General features: G+C 39.9%; 19 protein-coding genes. 1 reads left to right on the forward strand and 18 read right to left on the reverse strand.

Annotated elements, in window-relative coordinates:
- Positions 1-5: 5 nt before the first annotated feature.
- From HUE98_RS09220 to HUE98_RS09290, 15 genes are all read right to left on the reverse strand, one after another.
- Complete coding sequence (locus HUE98_RS09220; protein ID WP_241420369.1) at positions 6-788, reverse strand: sugar phosphate isomerase/epimerase family protein; 783 nt, start codon at positions 786-788, stop codon at positions 6-8.
- Between the two features lie 354 nt (positions 789-1,142).
- The gene (locus tag HUE98_RS09225) at positions 1,143-1,931 is read right to left on the reverse strand and encodes an ABC transporter permease (RefSeq protein ID WP_241420370.1); all 789 of its coding nucleotides are present in this window, start codon (positions 1,929-1,931) and stop codon (positions 1,143-1,145) included.
- Between the two features lie 6 nt (positions 1,932-1,937).
- Positions 1,938-2,576: an ABC transporter ATP-binding protein gene (locus HUE98_RS09230; protein ID WP_241420371.1), complete on the reverse strand. Its 639-nt coding sequence runs from the start codon at positions 2,574-2,576 to the stop codon at positions 1,938-1,940.
- 22 nt (positions 2,577-2,598) lie between these two features.
- Positions 2,599-2,910 (reverse strand): PadR family transcriptional regulator, encoded by a 312-nt coding sequence (locus tag HUE98_RS09235; RefSeq protein ID WP_241420372.1) that lies wholly within the window; start codon positions 2,908-2,910, stop codon positions 2,599-2,601.
- Between the two features lie 111 nt (positions 2,911-3,021).
- A complete protein-coding gene (locus HUE98_RS09240; RefSeq protein ID WP_241420373.1) occupies positions 3,022-3,960 on the reverse strand; it encodes a TIGR01212 family radical SAM protein in 939 nt (312 codons plus the stop codon).
- Positions 3,961-5,928: a tRNA uridine-5-carboxymethylaminomethyl(34) synthesis enzyme MnmG gene (gene mnmG / locus HUE98_RS09245; RefSeq protein ID WP_241420374.1), complete on the reverse strand. Its 1,968-nt coding sequence runs from the start codon at positions 5,926-5,928 to the stop codon at positions 3,961-3,963. It abuts the gene before it with no gap.
- A 256-nt stretch (positions 5,929-6,184) separates the two neighbouring features.
- Positions 6,185-6,892 carry an SAM-dependent methyltransferase gene (locus HUE98_RS09250; RefSeq protein ID WP_241420375.1) on the reverse strand — a complete coding sequence of 236 codons (708 nt, stop codon included), beginning with the start codon at positions 6,890-6,892 and terminating at the stop codon, positions 6,185-6,187.
- Positions 6,893-7,067: 175 nt separating this feature from the next.
- Complete coding sequence (locus HUE98_RS09255; RefSeq protein ID WP_241420376.1) at positions 7,068-9,164, reverse strand: thioredoxin domain-containing protein; 2,097 nt, start codon at positions 9,162-9,164, stop codon at positions 7,068-7,070.
- 479 nt (positions 9,165-9,643) lie between these two features.
- The gene (locus tag HUE98_RS09260; protein WP_241420377.1) at positions 9,644-10,009 is read right to left on the reverse strand and encodes a DUF192 domain-containing protein; all 366 of its coding nucleotides are present in this window, start codon (positions 10,007-10,009) and stop codon (positions 9,644-9,646) included.
- Between the two features lie 2 nt (positions 10,010-10,011).
- The gene (locus HUE98_RS09265) at positions 10,012-10,848 is read right to left on the reverse strand and encodes an amidohydrolase family protein (RefSeq protein ID WP_241420378.1); all 837 of its coding nucleotides are present in this window, start codon (positions 10,846-10,848) and stop codon (positions 10,012-10,014) included.
- Between the two features lie 513 nt (positions 10,849-11,361).
- A complete protein-coding gene (locus HUE98_RS09270) occupies positions 11,362-12,123 on the reverse strand; it encodes an N-acetyltransferase (protein WP_241420379.1) in 762 nt (253 codons plus the stop codon).
- 5 nt (positions 12,124-12,128) lie between these two features.
- Positions 12,129-12,785, reverse strand: coding sequence for a GyrI-like domain-containing protein (locus tag HUE98_RS09275; RefSeq protein ID WP_241420380.1), 657 nt, complete (start codon positions 12,783-12,785; stop codon positions 12,129-12,131).
- A 57-nt stretch (positions 12,786-12,842) separates the two neighbouring features.
- Complete coding sequence (locus tag HUE98_RS09280; protein ID WP_241420381.1) at positions 12,843-13,745, reverse strand: helix-turn-helix transcriptional regulator; 903 nt, start codon at positions 13,743-13,745, stop codon at positions 12,843-12,845.
- A 139-nt stretch (positions 13,746-13,884) separates the two neighbouring features.
- The gene (locus HUE98_RS09285) at positions 13,885-14,472 is read right to left on the reverse strand and encodes a hypothetical protein (protein ID WP_241420382.1); all 588 of its coding nucleotides are present in this window, start codon (positions 14,470-14,472) and stop codon (positions 13,885-13,887) included.
- Positions 14,473-14,993: 521 nt separating this feature from the next.
- Positions 14,994-16,664, reverse strand: a complete 1,671-nt coding sequence (locus tag HUE98_RS09290; protein WP_241420383.1) for an IS1634 family transposase — start codon at positions 16,662-16,664, stop codon at positions 14,994-14,996.
- A gap of 167 nt (positions 16,665-16,831) precedes the next feature.
- Between HUE98_RS09290 and cas5 the strand changes: the two genes are divergently transcribed.
- Positions 16,832-16,945: a CRISPR-associated protein Cas5 gene (gene cas5 / locus HUE98_RS18085; RefSeq protein ID WP_407080254.1), complete on the forward strand. Its 114-nt coding sequence runs from the start codon at positions 16,832-16,834 to the stop codon at positions 16,943-16,945.
- Between the two features lie 27 nt (positions 16,946-16,972).
- Here the strand turns inward: cas5 and HUE98_RS09295 are convergent, their stop codons facing one another.
- From HUE98_RS09295 to HUE98_RS09305, 3 genes are all read right to left on the reverse strand, one after another.
- The gene (locus tag HUE98_RS09295) at positions 16,973-18,493 is read right to left on the reverse strand and encodes a bifunctional metallophosphatase/5'-nucleotidase (RefSeq protein ID WP_241420384.1); all 1,521 of its coding nucleotides are present in this window, start codon (positions 18,491-18,493) and stop codon (positions 16,973-16,975) included.
- A 213-nt stretch (positions 18,494-18,706) separates the two neighbouring features.
- Positions 18,707-19,786: a ribosome small subunit-dependent GTPase A gene (rsgA, locus tag HUE98_RS09300; RefSeq protein ID WP_241420385.1), complete on the reverse strand. Its 1,080-nt coding sequence runs from the start codon at positions 19,784-19,786 to the stop codon at positions 18,707-18,709.
- A 546-nt stretch (positions 19,787-20,332) separates the two neighbouring features.
- A complete protein-coding gene (locus HUE98_RS09305; protein WP_241420386.1) occupies positions 20,333-21,040 on the reverse strand; it encodes a DUF3784 domain-containing protein in 708 nt (235 codons plus the stop codon).

A 21,040-nucleotide genomic window follows, 5' to 3' on the forward strand; every position in this document is an offset into this window, starting at 1 on the left:
CAATACTATGTTGTATTCCCGGGCAAGCAAGAAGTAAGGTACTTGACATAGGAAGCTTCCTCTTCCAGAGTTCCAAAAGCTTCATTGACCATGGTTATGGATGTTCCATTTTGGGGAGGAAGCAGTCCTTTGAAATTAATAGATCCTTTTCCCACCAGCAGGTGCTCGTCTTCTATTCCGTGGTTGTCATGGACATGTGCATGAACCAGAAATTCCCCCAGTTCCTGCACCCACTGTTCTATAGTTAAGTGTGAAAAGATATTGGCATGTCCAGTGTCCAGGCAGGCTTTAAAGTATTTACAGTCAAAGGATTTCAATAATTCTACCATGTGTCCTGGTTTTTTATCCCATATATTTTCCAACACTGCGGTGATTCCGGCATTTTCACACTTGGGCAGAAATTTGTCCCAGAATAGGGAGCAGTTTTCCAACCAGTTTTCTTTGTATCCGGGATAATTCATCAGAGTATTGTAACAGGAATGAACCACCAAAGTAGTACACCCCAGCTCAATTCCAAATTCTAGAGCAGCAGAAAATCTTTTATCTGCCAATTCCCTGACCATGGAATCCATACTGCTGAGAGCCAGCTCTTTAAAAGGGCCGTGCAGCGAAATTGTTCCCTTGAAGTCCCTTAATATCTTCTGATAATTTTTGATGATATCTTTGGCGTACACGTCAATGTTATCAGGTAGTACAAATTCCTGAATTTCTATATGCTGGAATTGATTTGAATAAAATTCCGGGTCCTCTTCCAAAAGCTGTAAGTACAGGCCGGTACCGATTTTCATTATGTATCCCCTCAATTTAGTAAAATTTTTAATGATAATAATAAAGTAGTTAGTTCATTTTGCCCCAATAGATAAAAAAAGCTTCTGGGAATAATATTCTTTAGAGTTTATCTCCTTTTTTTTTGGTATAAGACCCCCACCTCTAAGCGTTAGCGTAGGTGGGGCTTTTAATCAGGTGGAGTAGAGTCTCCACCTGATTCCCCGATATTTTTAGCTTGCTGAAACGAGTTCACTCTTTGCGGTTAATTATACAAAAGAAAAAGTATTTTATCAATGATACATGATAAAAATACTTTAAAGATAACAAACTGACTCAATTGTGTCACCAGGATATTTTTAAGAGACTAAAAAGACTTATAGTTCCCCGTACTCCAGCTGACTTCTCTCGTTGAAAAAAGTTTTATATCCCAGCTGGACCATCACAAACACGGTGAGAGAAACACTTCCCATAATACCCAGCATAATGGCAATTTGATACTCGATGGCCGTAAGGGGTGATACACCCGAGAGAATTTGCCCGGTCATCATTCCCGGCAAAAAGACAATCCCCATACCCACCATGGAATTGATGGTGGGCAGAATGGCTGCGGTAAAAGCGTCGTTAACAATGCTCTTGGTGGCCCGTTCCGGGGTAGCCCCCAGCATCAGGGCTCCTTCCACCAGGTCCTTTCTGTTTTTTATTCCATCAATTAGTCGTTCTGCCCCCAAGGAAATGCCGGTCATGGAGTTGCCAATAATCATTCCGGCAATGGGAATAAAATATCGGGTTTCATACCAGGGACTAAGGCCTATAACCACCAGCAGAAAAAAAAGAATAGTCAGGGTAGTGCCGGATATCATAGAAAGAGAAATTACCTTTCTCAGGCGTCGGTTAATTTTTACTTTAATACGACTGTAGATGTTGCGAATGGCGAAGTACTCCATGAATACCAGGGCCCCAATAGAAAGCAGATAATGATTTACTGTGAACATATAAACCAGGACATACCCCATGATAATTAACTGTATGGTCATACGCAGCGATGAAATAAGAATTTCCTTTTCTTTGCCGATACCCTGTCTTCGGGTGATTGCCAATAGAATAATTAAAAAAATATAGGCGGCAAAAAGCTGTATTACACCGATTTCAATAATTCCGTTCATCTTACCTTACCCCCCCTCTACCTGAGTAATTTTCCCTCGATCCATAGTAACAATGAACTCCCCATAGCTTCGAGCAATTCTTTTGGAATGAGTAACCATGACCAGGGTTTTCTTTTTTTTCTTGGTAAAGCTCACCATTTGCTCAATAATCATTTCTTCCGTCTCATCGTCTAATGCTGAGGAGGGTTCATCCAAAAGGAAAACCTCAGGTTCCATCAACAATATCCTACAGAGGGCCAACCTCTGTTTTTCACCTCCAGATAATTCCAGTGCATTGTCAGAAAGATCTTTGCCCAATTTAACACTTTTTAAAAGCTGCCGCAATTCTCCCTCCGTAACCGGGGGCTTTTCGGAAAATTCCAGCCCAATAATCAAATTATCTAATATGGTTCCAGGAAATATTAAAGGAACCTGGGAAAGCATGACTACTTCCCGTCGAAGTTGAATGGGGTCATAATTCTGAAGATTTTTCCCCTGGTAAAATATATCTCCATTGTCACTGCTGATCATGTGGTTTAACAATTTTAAAAGTGTGGTCTTTCCACTACCACTTTCCCCTACAATGCAGGTGATTTTTCTTTGCGGTATTCTGAGCTGTTCAATTTTTAAGATATGCTTAAAGGATACATTTTTTAAAACAAACACTTTTACACCCCTCCCCAACACTCTATATCTCTTGGATTTCTTTAAAAAGTTCCAAAGCTTTTTCCCGGGCTTCCTCCAACACTTCCTGTCCCTGGGCCGTGAGGGTATAGTATTTTCTAACCTTCCCCTCCACCACTTCCTCCTGCTTCTTTAGCAGGCCTTTGGACTCCATACTGTGCAGCAGCGGGTAAAGAGTCCCTGGGCTGATTTCATAACCATGTCTCTTCAACTCTTCAATCATGTATAATCCAAAAATAGGTTCTTTCCCTGCATGATAGAGAATGTGTATCTGAACAAAACCTAAAAATAGCTTACGCAGCACCTGATCTTTCATAGGCATCCCTCCTAAAATCATATTTCGATATCGCTTGTCGATATTGTAAACTAAAAATAATAATGTGTCAATAACTAAATTGACAAATGAATACAACTATTTCATAAATTATTATCTATATCTGACCCCTTGAAAAGTAGACCTCCTCTTCAGCAGCTTCTCTACCTCCTGATGCAGCTGTGCTTTACCCTGCTTCCAGTGAGGAGCTATAAGCAGTTTTGGGTCCGTAACCTCACTCATCAGGCGGTGTATAACCAGGTGGGGACTAATAAGTTCCAACACATTCACCAGTATTTCCAAATATTCTTCATAGGAAAATACTTTAAATTTATTTTGAGAGTATTCTTCAGCCATAGTTGTATTTTTTATCACCTGTAGATGGTGAATTTTAACACCATCAATTTGAGATGCATTTAAAAACCTGACGGTCTCCATTATCTCTTCCATACCTTCTCCCGGCAGGCCCAGGATAACATGGGCACAGATAAAAATTCCCCGATTTTTGGTTCTTTCTACGGCATCGCTAAAATGGGCTGCGGTGTGTCCTCGGTTAATCCTCAAAAGGGTCTGGTCATGGGCTGACTGCAGGCCGTATTCCAGCCAAATATGTTTATCTTCAGCATACTCCTCCAAAATATCCAACACTTCATCAGATATGCAGTCGGGACGGGTAGATATGGAAAGCCCTATCACCTGATCTGAAGAGAGAGCTTCCCGGTACATTTTCTGTAAGAGGTTAGTTTTTCCGTACGTGTTTGTATAGGATTGGAAATAAGCTAAAAAACGGGTATTCTCCCGGCCTTTGGGGCTTAACCTTTCATAGGATGCCCTGATTTGTTCCTGTATAGAGCCGGGGGACGCAAGAAACGGGCTAAAGCTGGGATTGTAGCAGAAGTTACAACCCAATGCGGACAGGGTTCCGTCCCGATTGGGACAATCTAATCCAGCATGTACCGGTATCTTTCGAATACGAAAGGGGAAATGTTTTTCAAAAAATTCACTAAGCCGATAATGCCAGCCAAAAGGCTTATCTATCATTTCTTGAACCATTCAATCACCTTCCCTTTTGCTACTATCCTGCTGCTTTTTGTTTTCTGCAATACTAGTATTATGCTGTTTCTTCTTTAGGTCCTTTTCTCTTCTGCTTTTCTCCAGGGAAACAGCCAGGATGGAGACATCCGAAGGAGAGACCCCGTCTATACGGGAGGCCTGACCCAGGGTTGTAGGAGCCTGACGGATCAATTTCTGCCTGGCTTCCGAGGACAGGTTATGAACTTTTTCGTAATCAAAATCTGGTGGAATCAGCTTCTTCTCCAGGTTTTGCATTTTTTTTACGCGGCTTAACTCTTTTTCAATATATCCGCTGTATTTAATCTGGTTTTCCACTTCCCGGATTACCTCCAGAGAAGGGTCCCCCCCCCATTCATTGGGAAAAAGCTGGCTAAACAATCGGTAGCTCATCTCCGGCCTACGCAGCAGTTCTTCACCAGTACTTTTCTTGGAAAGGGGAGCCATACTGCGTTGGTTCAGCAGACTGTTGGTTTCTTCATTAGGATAAAGCACATACTGACTGAGCCACCCCTTTTCCCTCTCTATAGCTTCTTTTTTTTCCATGTATTTGGCATAACGTTCTTCGGTCACCAATCCAATCTGATATCCGATTTCTGTAAGCCGAAGGTCCGCGTTCTCGTGACGCAAATGCAAACGGTATTCCGCCCGGGAGGTGAACACCCGATAAGGTTCTTCAATAATATCCTTAGTAATCAGGTCGTCAATTAAAACCCCCATGTAACCTTGGGATCTATCCAAAAACAAGGGTTCTTTCCCCTTACAAAAGTGAACGGCATTTACCCCAGCAAAAAGGCCCTGGGCCGCCGCTTCCTCGTAACCGGTGGTCCCGTTAATCTGTCCCGCCAGGAAAAGCCCTGAAATAATTTTTGTCTCCAGGGAAGGCTTCAATTGGGAAGGTGGAGCAAAATCATATTCAATAGCGTAGGCCGCTCGGGTAATCTCTGCCTTTTCCAGCCCCTTGATAGTTCGAAGGTATTTTAACTGAAGGTCCTCAGGAAAACTGGAAGACATCCCTTGAATATACATTTCTAAGGTGTCGTCCCCTTCAGGTTCAATAAATATCGGATGCCTGTCCCGTCCGGGGAAGCGGACTACCTTGCCCTCAATGGAGGGACAATAGCGGGGGCCTGCTCCTTTAATTAAACCGGCATAGAGGGAAGCTTGATCAATATTTTCTCGAATAATCCGGTGGGTTTCGTGGTTGGTATAGGTCATCCAGCAGTGATACTGTAGTTTCTTTTCCGGAGGCGTCAGAAAAGAAAAATTACCTATATCCTGTTCTCCGGTTACCACTTCCAGGGAGTCCAAATCAATGCTGTCTTTATAAATTCTAGGGGGCGTGCCGGTCTTGAACCTTTCTAATCGAATACCAAGGGAAGCTAAGTTCTTTCCCAGATGTACTGAAGAAAGAGAATTGTTAGGCCCGGCATCATAAATATTATAGCCTAGGAATATTTTAGAGCGGAGATAAACGCCGGTGGTCACTATCACCGTTTTTGCACGGTATATGCCTCCGTTCAGGGTCTTAACACCCTGCACTCTATTGTTTTCTACTATTATCTGGCTGGCCACCCCTTCCCTGAGCAGCAAGCCCTCTTGATTTTCCAGTGCCCATTTCATGGATCTCTGATATTCATTTTTGTTAATCTGTGCCCTAAGGGCTCTTACCGCCGGGCCCTTCTTGGTATTCAAGAGTCGAAGCTGCAGAGTATTCTGGTCAGCAGCAATACCCATCTGTCCGCCCAGGGCGTCAATTTCTTTTACCAGATGACCTTTGGCCGGCCCCCCAATTGAAGGGTTACAGGCCATATGAGCCACCTGGTCTAAGTTTAAAGTTATTAACAGCGCTGTACAGCCCAGACGGGCGGCAGCCAGAGCGGCTTCACACCCTGCATGTCCAGCTCCAATAACTATTACATCGAATACGTTGGAATGTTCCTCATTCATACTTTTTCACCTCGAAATAGATATATTCCTTATTCATTTCCATAGTCTTCCTAAACTATTCTTCAAGAAATTCTTCTTATAATCATAGATTGAATTATAAACATAGTAAAGTATTATTTCTTAAAAACATAAAATACCGCCCCGGGGCAGTATTTTAACGATAATAATTCAGGAATATATTTGTGACACATATAAAATGATAGATCGTATTCTCGTGACCTCCGGTAAGTCAAATAAATTTTTTGGTTTTATAATTTTAGTACATTTTAATTATTATTAACAGTTCCCCTTCTATCTCTTTCTTTTCCAAATCATCCTTACCTAGAGATAAAAACTCATTTTGTTGTTTTGAATAAACTAAAAAATAAGTTTTTTCTATTAAATTCAGTTTCTCCAGGTTTTCTAAAGTTACCTTTAGTTTATTATCTCCCTTAAATATCACCAAGGCATCAAAGGCCTGGGAGAAATCAGACAGGTTCTGGTAAGAAACCGGAGCCTGCAGGACCGCTAATTTTTCATTTTCCATAACCAAAGGAATTTTAAGAAAACCGGTTCCAGCGCTGAAAAGATTGATACCCGGTATAATCTCTATTGGTACATCATCCATTTCTCCCTCCAGCATATCCACCAGATATGAAAAGGTGCTAAACAGTACCGGGTCTTCAGGTACCGCAAATGCTACTTTTACACCCTCTTCCAAATAACCTTGGATAATTCTAGCCGTATTAATCCAGAAATCCATAAAAGTATGACAGCGTCCTTTCCAAGGTAAGACAATTTCTCGATGTTTATCTGCGGCTTCTTTCAGATGATGAACAATAACAGATAATGCTGAATTCTCCTCTTCCCGCTCATTCCGAAGGGTGAGGATAATGTCAGCGTCATTCAAGATTTTTAAGGCCTTTAACGTTATCAGTTCCGGGTCCCCCGGCCCGGTACCCACCCCGTATAAAATACCTTTCATGATTTTTCCCCCTTGCAGCAAATTTTTCTTAAACTATACTGCAGCTCAATTCCAACGAATTCTCCGTACTGCTGTCTTAGTCCATTGTCCAGATGCAGATTTGTATATAATTATTTTCTTTCAAGAGGATCAATTATCCTGCCAGGATACAGCCAATGCAGCCTGTTTTGTGGATTTAATCCTGGACCTGGGAGAAAAGCTGTTCTGGACTGTGTATGGGAGAAAGACAGGAAAAATTGCGGCATACATAGGCAGTAGTTTTACCCTCAAGGCTCTTTTGTTCCCGTGTGTAAGGTGCCAGCTCGTTGATGAGCTTTTCCTCTTCAGTGTTTTTAATATCCTTAAAAATTATTACCTTGTTTGGAACAAAAGAGCTGTATAATCTATCAAGCATCTCCCGGGAGATAGGATCTTGTTTCTCACCAACAATTACAATTTCTACAGCCGGCCCCAGGGTAAAATCAATAGCAGATAGAAACTGTGTGCTTGCAGCAGGATGTTGGCTTATTTCTCCTGCAAAAGCATTTCCTATTTGAACCGACTTTTTCTCCAAGCTTGTGTCTCCCGTTAAACGGGCCAGGCGAATCAAATTCAGGGCGGTGACGGAATTGGCAGAAGGGATGGCTCCATCATAAATTTCTTTAGGACGCAAGGGGAGGTCTTCACTGTCCTCTGCTGTAAAATAAAGGCCTCCTATTTCCTTATCCCAGAACAAATGGATCAGTATATCGTTCAGCCGCAGGGCATTTTCCAGGTATTTCCCCTTGAAGGTAGCTTCATAAAGCTCCAGGAGCCCCCAAATTAAAAAGGCATAGTCGTCTGCATGACCGGGTAGGTTGGAGGGGCCTTCCCGGTAACTCTTAAGCAGCCTACCCTGGGGAGTCCTCAGATTTGTTAAAACAAAATCTGCAGCTTTCCGGGCGGCACGGATATATTTTTCCTCCTTTAAAGCACTTCCCGCCCTGGCCATGGCGGCAATCATCAGCCCGTTCCAGTCAGTTAGAATTTTATCATCCAGGTGCGGCCTGATTCTTTTTTCTCTTTTTATAAAAAGCTTATTTTTTATATTATTAATTTCATCCTTCAGCAGAGCTTTGTCTATTTTAAGTTCTCTCGCCAATTCTTCCACAGATTTCTTTAGAAACAAAATATTTTTACCGTTTCTTTTTCCAGTGGCTTCATCTCGAAAATTCCCTTCATCTCTAGTATTAAAAACCCGGGCAGCAATGTTGTACTGATTTTCCTCCAGAATTTCTTTCATCTCCCTGGTTTCCCAGACATAAAACTTTCCCTCTTCTCCTTCGCTGTCAGCATCTTCAGCAGAGTAAAAGCCGCCTTCTGCTGATACCATGTCTCTCAGCACATAGGACATAATCTCTTTTACTTTATCTCTGTAATCTTCCTTTCCAGTAACCTGATAGGCCTCAATATAAGCCATGCTTAAAAGGGCCTGGTCATACAGCATCTTCTCAAAGTGAGGTAGAAGCCACTCCCGATTTGTAGAATAGCGGTGAAAACCATAGCCTAAATGGTCATAAATTCCTCCTCGGGACATATTCTCAAGGGTTTTCTCTACCATTTCCAGCGCTTTCTCTTCTCCGGTTCGCTTATGGTAACGCAATAGAAAAGTAAGGTAATGGGGGGTGGGAAACTTAGGAGCTGAACCAAACCCTCCCCATACTTTATCAAAACGTTGAGCCAGAGAGTCGTAGGCTTCGTCCAGGGATTCTATTCCCAAAGATATTTCCACTTCATCCTTTTCATAGATATTCTTCTTCAAGTGTCCCAGTAAATTCTCCGCAGATTCTAAAAGGTCTTCCCGTTCATTTTTCCACAGGTGGGCAACTCTGTCCACCAGCTCCATCAGACCCGGTCTACCCTGTATGCTTTTTTTAGGGAAGTAGGTGCCGGCAAAAAACGGTTTCTTGTCCGGGGTTAAAAAAATGGTCAAGGGCCAACCTCCCCGGCCGGTCATGGCCTGGCAGACCGTCATGTAAACAGAATCCACATCAGGACGTTCCTCCCGGTCCACCTTGATGCACACGAAATGCTTGTTAAGAATTTCTGCGGCATCTTCCTTTTCAAAAGATTCCCTCTCCATAACATGACACCAGTGACAGGTTGAATATCCTATACTTAAAAATATCGGTTTATCCTCCTGCAACGCCTTTTCAAAAGCCTCGTTCCCCCAGGGATACCAGTCCACCGGATTATAGGCATGCTGCAGCAGGTATGGACTTTTTTCAAAAATCAGCCGGTTTTCCTTATTCAAAATAACACCTCCATTTTTAGTTTTACATATATCATAAAATGTGAATTAATAATATTATATCTTACATAATAACCGTTATAGATTAATTTTCCATAACTATCTTAAAATTAAGTCAAGGGGACGGTTCTATGGTCTTATTTTCTACTTCTGATAATTCTGCTGTTATTTATTGGACATTTAAACTTTTGGCCTGCTCCAATGAGTGAATAATTTGCTTATATTATCTTTTACAAATAATAAAAGAATATTTGATATTATTTTTAACTTTCTTCCTTATTTTTTTTCACACAAACAAGAAAGAATTTTCTTTTATACTGGAGTTAGTTGTTTTCATCAAAAAAACACCTGATTTAAAATTTCAGGTGTTTTTATTTAAGCTATTAAATATTCCATTTCTTTTTAAGGTCGGGAATTAGCTGCACAAGGAACCCCTTTGAGACTTATTAAACATATAACCATTAGAGCCTTTAAAGTGGTCTTCAGTCATCATTTATATTCTTAAGATGAAGAATGTCGCCTTCTCCTGTAGAGGTGGCAGAAATAGTACCGGCGGGAAGTTCAACTACATATTTAGACCCTTTCACTATTGGTCCCAGGCGGTTGGGCCTTAGGTTTTCCACCACTTTCAACACCTTATGTTCTAAAGAAACATATAAAACATCGATAGGAAACTTCATCCCCATGCAGTGCACACTGCTGCAGGGTATAATTACTAATCCTCCCTGAGGGGGAAGGCATTTTTTGCCCAAGAGGCCTTTCAGCCTGGGAAAAAAACTGTCGGCAACACAAGCCCTTTGAGCCAGGAAGCTATCCCGAGTTTCGTTGAAAATGCATACTTCCTTCATGATTAGCTAAAAAGGACTCTTTCAGCATTTTTGCCCAACACCATATCCTTCTCTTCTTGAGTAAGATTGGTCTTAGAAAGTTCTTTATAATAACGGGTGGGAGAAAGCAGTGGGAAATCACTGCCCAGCATTACCTTGTCCAGGATTCCTGCCGTGCGGGCTGCTTCATAAACCTGGGGAGCATACAGGTACGGGGAGGCAGCATTATCATAATAAACATGGGTCATCTCTTTTTTTAGTTCCGGCATCAGTTCGTAAAAAAACAGTCCCCCGCCCCAGTGAGCAAATATAATAGTAAGATCCTGGTTATCCTGAGCAAAACAGAAGGCGCGCCGGGGCCCGGTCTCACCTTTACCAGGATAATAGTGGCCCACCTGTTCATTGGCATGCATTAGAATGGGCAGATTTCTCTCCCGGCATATACCTACCAGGCTTTTCATCTGATCCTGGTCAGAGATATCAAATTGTTGTGCGTCAGGAATTAATTCTCCAACCCCCTTCAGCCCCTGGTCATGACATCGGGCAATTTCTGCTGCGCATCCTGGATCCAAGGGGGGCGCTACAGCAAACCCTGTAAGCTTGTCCGGATACTTATTAACCACATCTATAATATAATCATTGGCTTCCCGACAGATCCCAATATCTTTAAAAGGAAATCCAAAAACCACCGTACGATCCACCCCGGACTTTTCCATGTCCGCCAAAACACTATCCACAGTGGCATACTTCACCTTAGGTCCGGTATGTATTAAACAAAAGTGAGCTTCCCTTTTCTTATAGTTCTCCACATCAGCAATAAAATCTGGGGAAAGGATGTGTACATGAACATCAATTTTCAACAGTCTTTTCCTCCTTCATAATTACATTTTAGATTAATATTCCATATGAATTGTTACTTTCCCTTTTAATTAATCATTATTGTACTCGTAGGTTATCGTACTTTATCTTATTATACGGGCAGTAAGGGCAGATATTTTTGTTAAATAACTTTAGAAAATATATCAATTATATTTTACTTATTATCTTATTTATTTTACATTGTTCCTGAAATAAATACTGCTCTAATATCAATAATAACTAGGTCTAAATGTTTGGTTAACTCGTAACGTCAGAAAAGCCCTTTATATCAAGGACTTTTCATTGGAATAAAAATTCTCTTTTATCACCTAATTGTGGAAACCTTAAATCTGACGGTCTTCCAGTTACTCCCATAAAGGGTCTGCCCCTGAATTTTCTGAGAACGTCTGAACGTATGACCGTTAAGGAAAAACTTACAGGAGAGGTAAAAGTGCTGGATGGAAAATATGCTCCCACTAACTATCTCGTTCCTATATGTCTATTCAAGCAGCAGGCTAAAGCCCTGTAATTTTGTCAAAGCGTTTATCCATACAAACACTAATATCAGTTGTTATAAATTTACCATTGTAAAATAGACTGAAAATAGTGGCTGGAGATGGAGAAGACTTAGCTTGCTCCAAAGTTTCCAACTTAATAATTTTTAGGGGCAACTTTCTCTTCTTTACCGTTTCTATTAAGGAATTGTTAACATGATACTCGGAATAAGGACAACGATTAGAATAATAAACAACTAAACCTTTCTTTTGCTGGCATTCCCCTGTTTTTACCGGTTCATTAAAAACAGGCTGCATCCCATGAGGGTTTAGATATTTCACTAGAAGACTAAACCCAGAGGGTGTGCTTTCAGATATTTCAAACCCTTGTCTCTGCAGCCATTTGGCATCACTCATGAAATGGTACTTTTTTGTGCCGGCAACAGTTACTAAGCCGTCTTTTCCTTGTGCTCGGGCATCCTGAATTGCATGGGCCAGCAAAGCCTTGCCATGGCCGGTTCCTTTATATTTGCCTGAGACCCAAAAACAATTTATCATTATATAGTTTGGCGCTGTTACAGGCAGCCATGCCTTTTCAGCCGGACCATATTCAATAAATACTTTTGCACGTTCATTCAGTCTGCGAAATATATAACCATTATCAAATTCTCTTTTCAGCCACTGCTTTTTTAGTTCATAACCTTCTGAACACTTTTTATCGGAAAAAGCGCAGCAAATGTGCTCTGAATCAATATTAGTTTCATTTATTGTTATATACTCCATAACTTTCACCGCCTTACCGGATGCCTAAGAACTGTCTTAAGTTTACCAGGTTGTGTTTTACGCGGGTCATTCAGGTATATTTCATGATGCCGTCGTATAAAACCGTCTAGCAGATGGCTGCCGATATCATTCACGAGGCCGTTTTGCTCAATATAGCTTTCAATTTTGGCAATAGATTCGGGCTCATGGTCATAAGGGCCGATATGCATCAACTGTACACACAATCCTTCCTGGAAGTCTTTAAGCACTGCCTTTGCAGTTTCAAGATGAGCTTTCTTTGTTTTCACTTGCTCGCAAGCCCAGGCAAAAACATCCTCAGTAACGAATTCCGGCTGACGTATCATAGAGATCCAGCAATACCTATCCTTTTGTGTAAAGTCAGTACTGGTACTATCTGCAAGCCACCATAAACCCTCCAGCGGCGGAACTACGTACTCAAAATAATTTGCCGGTGTATAATGATTTTTGGGGCTCATTTTTAAAGTGTATGAAAGTGCATATAGCAGTTCTACAGCCTTTTGATATTCGCCGTTCTCTTCATTTGGATTGCCCTTACCCTCAATCATGATAAAGCGAATTTCAGGCACTTCAACAAGTACCGGTTTATCCTTGGGCAGGTATAAATATTTATACTCTTTTTTATAGTCCATTTTACCTGACATGGCTCTTCCTCCCGTTTCTTTTAGAATACCATATGTAATAGGACAACTGATGTCATATTATGAATATTTTTTCAAGCTGTCTTTAATCTTCGTTTTGATGATTTCACGCACATGATCCGGCTGCAAAACCTCTGCATAATTGCCATAAGACAAAATATAGTTGTAAACCCACTGGTCCTCTGGAAAACAAACGTTTACTGTTAAACTTCCGTCTGAATTTCTTACAATATGGTCATGATCAAATTCATCATAGACCCTGTAGGCCATAAATGAATCAATTTGCATTACCAATTTAATCAGCTTGTTATTGTATTCATGGGATTTATACCAAATATTCTCGGGAATTTTTCGTGTAAATGTTTCCTCAGAGCTTGTTAGATTCTTTATCCGGGTAACTTTAAAAATACGAAAATCCTCCTTGTCTCTGCAAAAACCGTAAAGATACCAAGCTTGACTTTTAAAAAGAAGCTTTACAGGTTCAACTGTTCTTGTTGTTTTTTTCCCATATGAACTATAATAATCAAAAGTCACAATAATGTTGTTAAAAATTGCAGTTTTAATAATATTAAACTTTTCTTGTTCTGTGGTGCTGCTGCTCCAGGGGGAAAAATCCACCTCGATCCAGTTTAACTGCTCTTTATCAAACATAGCAGATAGCTTTCTCAGCACCGGTTCAATGTTTGATACATTGAGTGCTTTCAAGCTTTGAAGTGAAGATAAAATGTCAATCTGTTCCTTATCAGAAAGTACTGTTTTGTTGAGCACAAAGTTCTCAAGGAGGCAAATACCGCCGCCTTTTCCCCTATTTGCATAAACCGGTATCCCTGCCGCACTAAGTACATCTACATCACGGTATATTGTCCTCTGAGATACTTCAAAATGCCCAGCTAATTCTTTGGCGGTTACCAGCTTCTTCTCCAGCAAAATATATACAATTTCCAGTAATCTATTAATCTGCATATTCCATCACCCTGATTAATTAATATATTTTAACATTCTATGGTTAATGGTATCACTCCGTAAACGACCTAGAAAAATGCCCAGGAATGGGAAAGAAAGCAACGGCATATAAGAGTATAAGGATTTGTTCCTGTTGAAACTATTTTTGGGATAGCCTCCAGCGGGTAAACTCAAAAAGTGCCGCCAGAGTACAAACCAATAATAGAAATGGATAGATCCGTATGGCCATGGAATGAGAGGAACGGATGGGATTATCCGGATGCATGATGCGGGTGAGATTACTCAGGATGAGAAATACTATAAGGGCAAAAACGGTGTTGGATAGGGATTTTATAAGTGTATTGAACTGAGAAAAGGCAATTTCTTTTCCCAGTCCAATTCCCAGTAAAACTATCGAGGCTATAGTCCGGGGTTCATTCAATAAGAGCCCGCCCCAAATTACCTGCATGGATATTAATGACAGGACAATGGAAACAGCCCAAATAAGAAGCCCACTGCGGCCCAGTTCCAGGGACCAGTCCCCAAGAAAGTTTATCCGTAAAGAGGCATAAAGTAATCCCAGAATACCGGCAGCATAGAAAGTGTAAATTCCAGTGTAGCTTAGAGTTGAATGAAAGTAAATTAATTTAACCCATTGTCCCAAGGTTTTTTCTGCTGGCGCCAACCACAACAGTAGAAGGGTAACCCCACTGAAGATCAATATTATTGTTATTCCCCTGTTTTTCATATTAAATATCTCTCCTGGCAAATTTAATTTTCCACTGCTCAAGCTGCATAAATATATAGTCTGCAGACATCAATACTTTATTAATTCGCTTATTAAAGAATAAGTAACTCCTATTACTTTCATTATTATCTTGGAGATGTCATTGTCATGGATATCTTTTTACTACATATATAACGACAATATTTTCATATCCGGTCAGATATGTTGTCAAATAAAACATGTACCTGTTAGTTTATTTAATTTTTTATCGTACTCCACTGTATAATGTTGTTAAATAAAACAACATGTCGAAACAAGTGGAAACTACATTACTAGTATTGAATTACTATTACCTTATAACATTGTAGAATGCAGGTAAAGCTAATTATTTTACACATATTTTATTATAAGAGCATTTGTTTGACAACGATTATTTTCTAAAAAAAACCATATTTTAAAGTATCATTAAGTTGGCATTTAAGCCGAAGTTCAACCCGATAACTTAAATTGCTCCCATGTATAGCTGTTTTTTAAAAAAAATTCTATACTACATTTGGCACTTCCACTTTTTTAATTTTGTAAGCATTGAGAATTTTTTTATGTTCTTTTTGTACTGTAGTGATCGAATACTTCTTTTTGCTGTCAGTCAGGTTAATGTCAAGTAAGCTAATTTGGCTTAGCTGTCTTAATATTTTCCGAGAAGACTTATTAAGCTTTTTATCCATGGCAATATACTCAATAGCAGTAGTTATAAAATAGGCCAATACGCAGATATATACATGCCCCTCAACTCTTACTTTTTTACGATGATTAACAGGTCTGATGTCTAGATCATTTTTGATTACTTTAAAGGCGTTTTCTACCCTGTTTAAATTTTTATATGTGTTTATAAGCTTTTCATCACTGTAATCTTTTTTATTGGATTGAATTACGAAAGTGCCATCCAACTTCTCATCGCTTTGTATTTTTGCTGTTTTTAGCTCATAGTGAATTTCAAAACCCAGATTGTTCTTTTTACTGTCAACAGTTTTTACACTGAAATATTTGCGGGTAGAGTTTAGCTTTAAGATAAGCCCCACTCTTTTCATGGCTTCATCCCGAGTGCTGATATTTTTGTTTTTACCCAGGCTACTATTTAGCTTATCTAACTCTTCTTTAATGGCTTCAATACAAAATGTGCGATATTTTTGGTCGTCTTCCCGTTTCTGAGTATTAAGACATAACAAAAGCCTTTGGTTCTCTGCCGAAGGAAGAAATACGGCATAAAGGTCCTTTTTGATTTTTCTCATTTCTTTTTCATCAATGAAAGTATTTTGAATAAATTTCTTGGTCCAGGCCCGGGGGATGGCCATAACATACTTTTGATTAAGCTGTTCAATTGCATCGACATTATCAGCAGTTAACATCCCTCGATCACCGACAAAAACAATCTCGTCTATGGGGTATTTTTCCTTCAGTTCGGATAAAACCTCTGTAACGGTTGTTTTGTCTACTCTATTTCCCGGATAGACCTTGCATTTAATGGGAAATCCATCAGAGGTGGTGACAAGTCCAATCACAATTTGCTTTCTATCTCTGCGTTTATCTCTGGAATAGCCATACTCAGCTATGATACACTTACATCCCTCAAAATAGCTGCTGGTTATATCGTAATAAAGTTCTTTATCGTCCTGATTAAACTTTTTAACCGCTGTATCATATAGATACTGTTCTACTATGCTGAAGTTTCCCTGAAGAATTTCTAGGCTGCGGTATAAACTCTGTAAATCTACTTTTTCTATATCCAGAAAATGCTTAAGCGGTGTCAGTGGCAACCATTCTAAAAGGGCCAATTTACTGTCCGGCTGTATAATCCTCTGGAATAGCATAGCCTTAATATACCTGATTGCAGTAGGAACGGTTATATGAGGGTCCGATGAAACAAATTTGGAACTAAAATGCTCCAATAAATCTAGTTGTTTAATTAAAGAATCGATAAGAAAAAAATTACCATAAGGAACAGCTGTTGAAAAATCAACCTTATCTATATTGGTGAAAGAATCGAAATCACGAGAAAAGGCGATCTTAAGCCTTTTGGCCGTGTCCTGGTCTACACTACCAAAGTAGAGTAGACGTCGATGTTTAATCTTTCCCTGTTCCCGGTAAGACTCTACTAATTCAGCGTAATAATAGGTCTTCCCGTCTTTTTTACGGGGAGTTATCTTAACAAACACTCGGCATTCCCCCTTAAATAGTCTATACTACTATTATAAGGGATAATGCCTCGTATATCAAGAATTATTTGGATATATCACCAATAAATATGTCCAATAGTCTACACTACATTGCCTGGGTAAATCAGCTAAAATAGGCTATTTTCAATTTCTAATTATGCTTTAGGTTGAACTTCGGTTTAAGGTATGTCTCCTTTGGCTTTCTAGGCCTTTTTAAAAATGATCAAAAAAAAGTGGAACAAAGAAGCTATCCCTTGTCCCCTTATCCCACTTTTTTTTAACTCCCGATGATGCTGGGGTCTGGTTTGTTAATCACTGAAGTCACTATCAATATTCACCATTGCGGCCAGGTAGTTAGTCAGCAGTTCATCCAGGTTACCGTACTCGGCCATGGTATTTTTATTTTTAAAGATATCGTATCGGTCACCGCCGGCAGCGATAAAGTCGTTAGTAACTAAACGATAATAACCTTGCGGTTCCAAGGGATGTCCACCTACCTTCCAGTCGGAAGTTCTGTTCCCGGGTTCTTCCTCGGCATCAAAAATGTATTCAATACCGGTGGTATGGGGATAAGCACCGCTGGGTTCTGGATACTCTGATAGACCAATTTCCAGCATAGCTATAAGGTCTTCGCCACTTACTTCCAGAACAACCACATAATTATCGAATGGAAAAACGCTGAGCATATCGCCGCGGGTTATCGGTCCCGAATCAATTGAACTCCTGATAGCACCTCCATTAATCATGGCCACATCGGCTTTACTGGCCTCCAGCATAGCCGCGTTAATTAGCTGACCTAAGTTGGTGGACCTGGTTCGGACCAGTTCTCTTTCACCGATCAGGTCAACATCACTGGATGCTATTACTTCATTAAGTATGGGTTCGCTTAGTTTTTCATAATTGGTAATTACTTCAGCTACGGGAGCATAACCATTATGCAAATCAATTTGCTCAACGGTTAACAGTGATGGTGTTATTTCTACCAGCTCACCGCCCCGGCTGGTTATCCTTACCAAGCCGAGAGCGCGGCTGTTATAACCGGCCTGAACTATTACAGTATTGTTTACTACAAGTCCATCAGGGAAAAAATGGTGACTGTGACCATCGATAATCAGGTCAATCCCATCAACCGATGCTGCCAGCTGATTGCTGGAGACGGCATCATCTTCCTCCCAGTAACCCAGGTGAGTCAGAGCGATAACCATCTGTACATCTTCCACTTTGAGATCTTCCACTACGCTGCGGGCTGTTTCAATGGGATCATCGAAGTATAAACCCAAAACGTTATCGGGATGGTTCTTGAACATGGTTTCCTGCGTAACCAGGCCAAAGACAGCAACCCTGAATTCACCGGTCTCAATAATAACATATGGGGGAAAGAGAGTTTCGTCATTGGTGCGAACGTTGGCGGCTATAAGCGGAAATTCAGCAATTTCCTCCAGTTCCATCAATCGGTCAGTTCCATAATTGAAATCATGATTACCCGGAACCATGGCATCATAACCCATGGCGTTCATTAAAGCTACAACGCTCTCTCCCCGGTGCAGCACAGCATAGGCTGTTCCGTGAAAGCTATCACCAGCATCCAGCAGCAGAATCCTTTCCCCCTGCTGTCGGAGCTCCTCTACTTTTTCTGCAATCAGTGCAAGTCCGATTTCTTCGTCTGCTCCCCCGGAAACCCGCCCGTGCAAATCGTTTGTATGCACTATAGTAAACACCATATCCTCCGGAGGCATTTCACTCTCTTGTGTACAACCGGCAGGGAAAAGCATCAGCACAACCAATAGCAACCCAGCAAAAAATGTCTTCAAGTTTAAAAATAATTTCATACAAAAATTCCTCCTTTCTTTTTGGGCCATAAGTGGGACATAAGGGGACATACCCCAATGTCAACAATTTGCATTTATATCCTGGAAATTGTTGACATTAAATTGACATTTAAGGTACGTCCCTCTTTCGTTCCTCTTACTTGACATATGGCTTAGACAGGTGATAAATCATTCAAGCAATTCGTTAAAAAAGAGAAGTCAGCTAATAAAAAGTCATCTTTTTTTATTTTTACCCTTGATAACCTTTCGTGCATTTTTCATGCCGCCTACTTCTTTGAACATTACATTCAGCTTTTCAGTTTCAATCTGCTTAAAATTTAAACCCTCATATTTAGCTTCTTTTTTTAGTTTTAAATAACTTAAAAACCTATCCCTAGTTAATAAACCATCATTTATAGCTTTTTGTACTGCACAGCTTGGCTCACTAGAATGAGTACAGTCATAAAATTTACATTTAGTTGCTAATTCATCAATATCCGCAAAGGTTTTTGATAGATCAACGCTATCAATCCCCAGCTCTCTCATCCCTGGAGTATCAATGACAACACCCCCACCTGGAAGGACAATAATTTCCCTCCTGGTAGTCGTATGCCTACCTTTATCATCATTTCTAATTTCTCTTGTAATAAGAGTGTTTTCACCAATGAGCATGTTAATCAATGTTGATTTTCCAACGCCAGATGAGCCTATGAATGCAATGGTTTTACCGCTTTCAAGATATTTTTTAACAGGTAAATATCCTTCATCAGACAAACATGACGTAACAAGCACATCCACCCCACAGGCAACAGTATCAAGCTCTGCCAGTTTCTGTGAAAGATTATCGCATAAATCAGCTTTAGTAAGTACGATGACTGGAACTGCATCACTATCCCAGGCAATCCCAATATATCGTTCTAATCTGCGAAGGTTGTAATCATTATTCAGAGACATACAAATAAAAACCATGTCTATGTTTGCCGCAACAATTTGCTCACAATTCGATGTTCCTGGAGCCTTTCTAATAAAGGCACTTTTTCTTGTCAGTACTTTGTGAATTATAGCATTTCCGCTAATATCCTCATTTCGGTCAAGCATAACGAAATCTCCTACCGCCGGGTAATCGGATGAAACTGTCACATCAAAACGAAATCTTCCAGAAATTTCTGCTGTGATTTCACCATTATCTGTTACGACCTTGTATAGGTTTTTGTACTGAGAAATTATTCGGCCAATATATAGACCTTTATATTTGGCTGCCTCATTAGAAAAACTTTGGCTGAGGCCTAAACTTTTCATATCTATTTTACTCAATATATTTATCCTCCTAAGTTTTTTATAGTAATTAACTTGTGGGAGGTAAATACACTAATTTATTTTGTATCTACCTCCCTATGAGTTACAATCTCTAATTTATTATTATTTAACATAAAATAACAACTCCTTCTTTTTTCATTTATTTTACATATTTCACTCGTCTTAAATTATAATTCTACTAACTCTTAAATGTCAAAGAAATTTTAAAAAACATAAGCGCCTCTCGCTCCTGAAAAAACTAGGACGAGAGCCGCTTACTAAATAATTAAATGGCAAAAACTTTGTTTTAAAATCTATCTGTAAACAGCGCCTGACCAGGAGACAGGAAAATTTCCAGGTCTGTTATATCGGATTCTTCTACCCGCCGGGTGAATGTAAAAGAAGGTGTAAGCAAAGGGAGCACCGGTGATACCGGAGGAGCTGTAAAAGGTATCCTCACTATAGTCTCAATGAGCTGTATAATTAGAGTTTTACCACCGCCATTGCCAAGCAGCAGCAACCTCGGCGGTACCGTGGAAGCCTGGTTTCTACAGGCTCCCCAAATTATAAATTAATTTTCAGGTACTCATATAGTTCTTCGGTTTTTTTCTGATCTCTATGCTGAAAAATGATAAAACCATCCTCATGATAAATATAGATATAGGGGCCTTGATTGGAAGAATGAACATAGATAGTACCTGCCCCCATTTCTTCTAACAAAAACCTGCCTCTTCGTATTTCTCCCGCATCAAAGCCTCCTTTTTTTTTTATAACCTCAGGCATTTCTTCTTTTAATTGTATTTCTGTTATTTTAGAAAGAGAAACTGTTGAACCGGGAACAAATTTTAAACTATGTTCAGTAATTTCTACCCTGGGATCTCTGCTGCCCAAAAAAATTAACCCCAACACAATGAGTCCTACTATCACGGCAAAACCAGCTCTTGCGTTATTAAATATTTTATCGGACTTACTAATTTCATTAGACTTTATATACTTTTGTGCTCCTACCACCATGTAAGTAATGACCATGATAAAGGAGACAACAAAAACAATTATTGATACGTTTCCATATGGAGGAAGAACTTCTAACGAGACTAAAAGGCCGGCTAAAACAAAGAGCCAGTTTCCTATAAAATTGGCCAGTCCATCTTTATCAACATTTTCCTTCTCTTTCTTTGGCATTGTGTTATATCCGGCTATTAACCAATACCATTTAAAATATTTAACCCCTATGGCAAGAAAAGCAAAAAAAATGGCCGTAAAATAAATCAT

This window comes from Candidatus Contubernalis alkalaceticus (assembly GCF_022558445.1).
GTDB classification, from domain to species: Bacteria; Bacillota; Dethiobacteria; order SKNC01; family SKNC01; genus Contubernalis; species Contubernalis alkaliaceticus.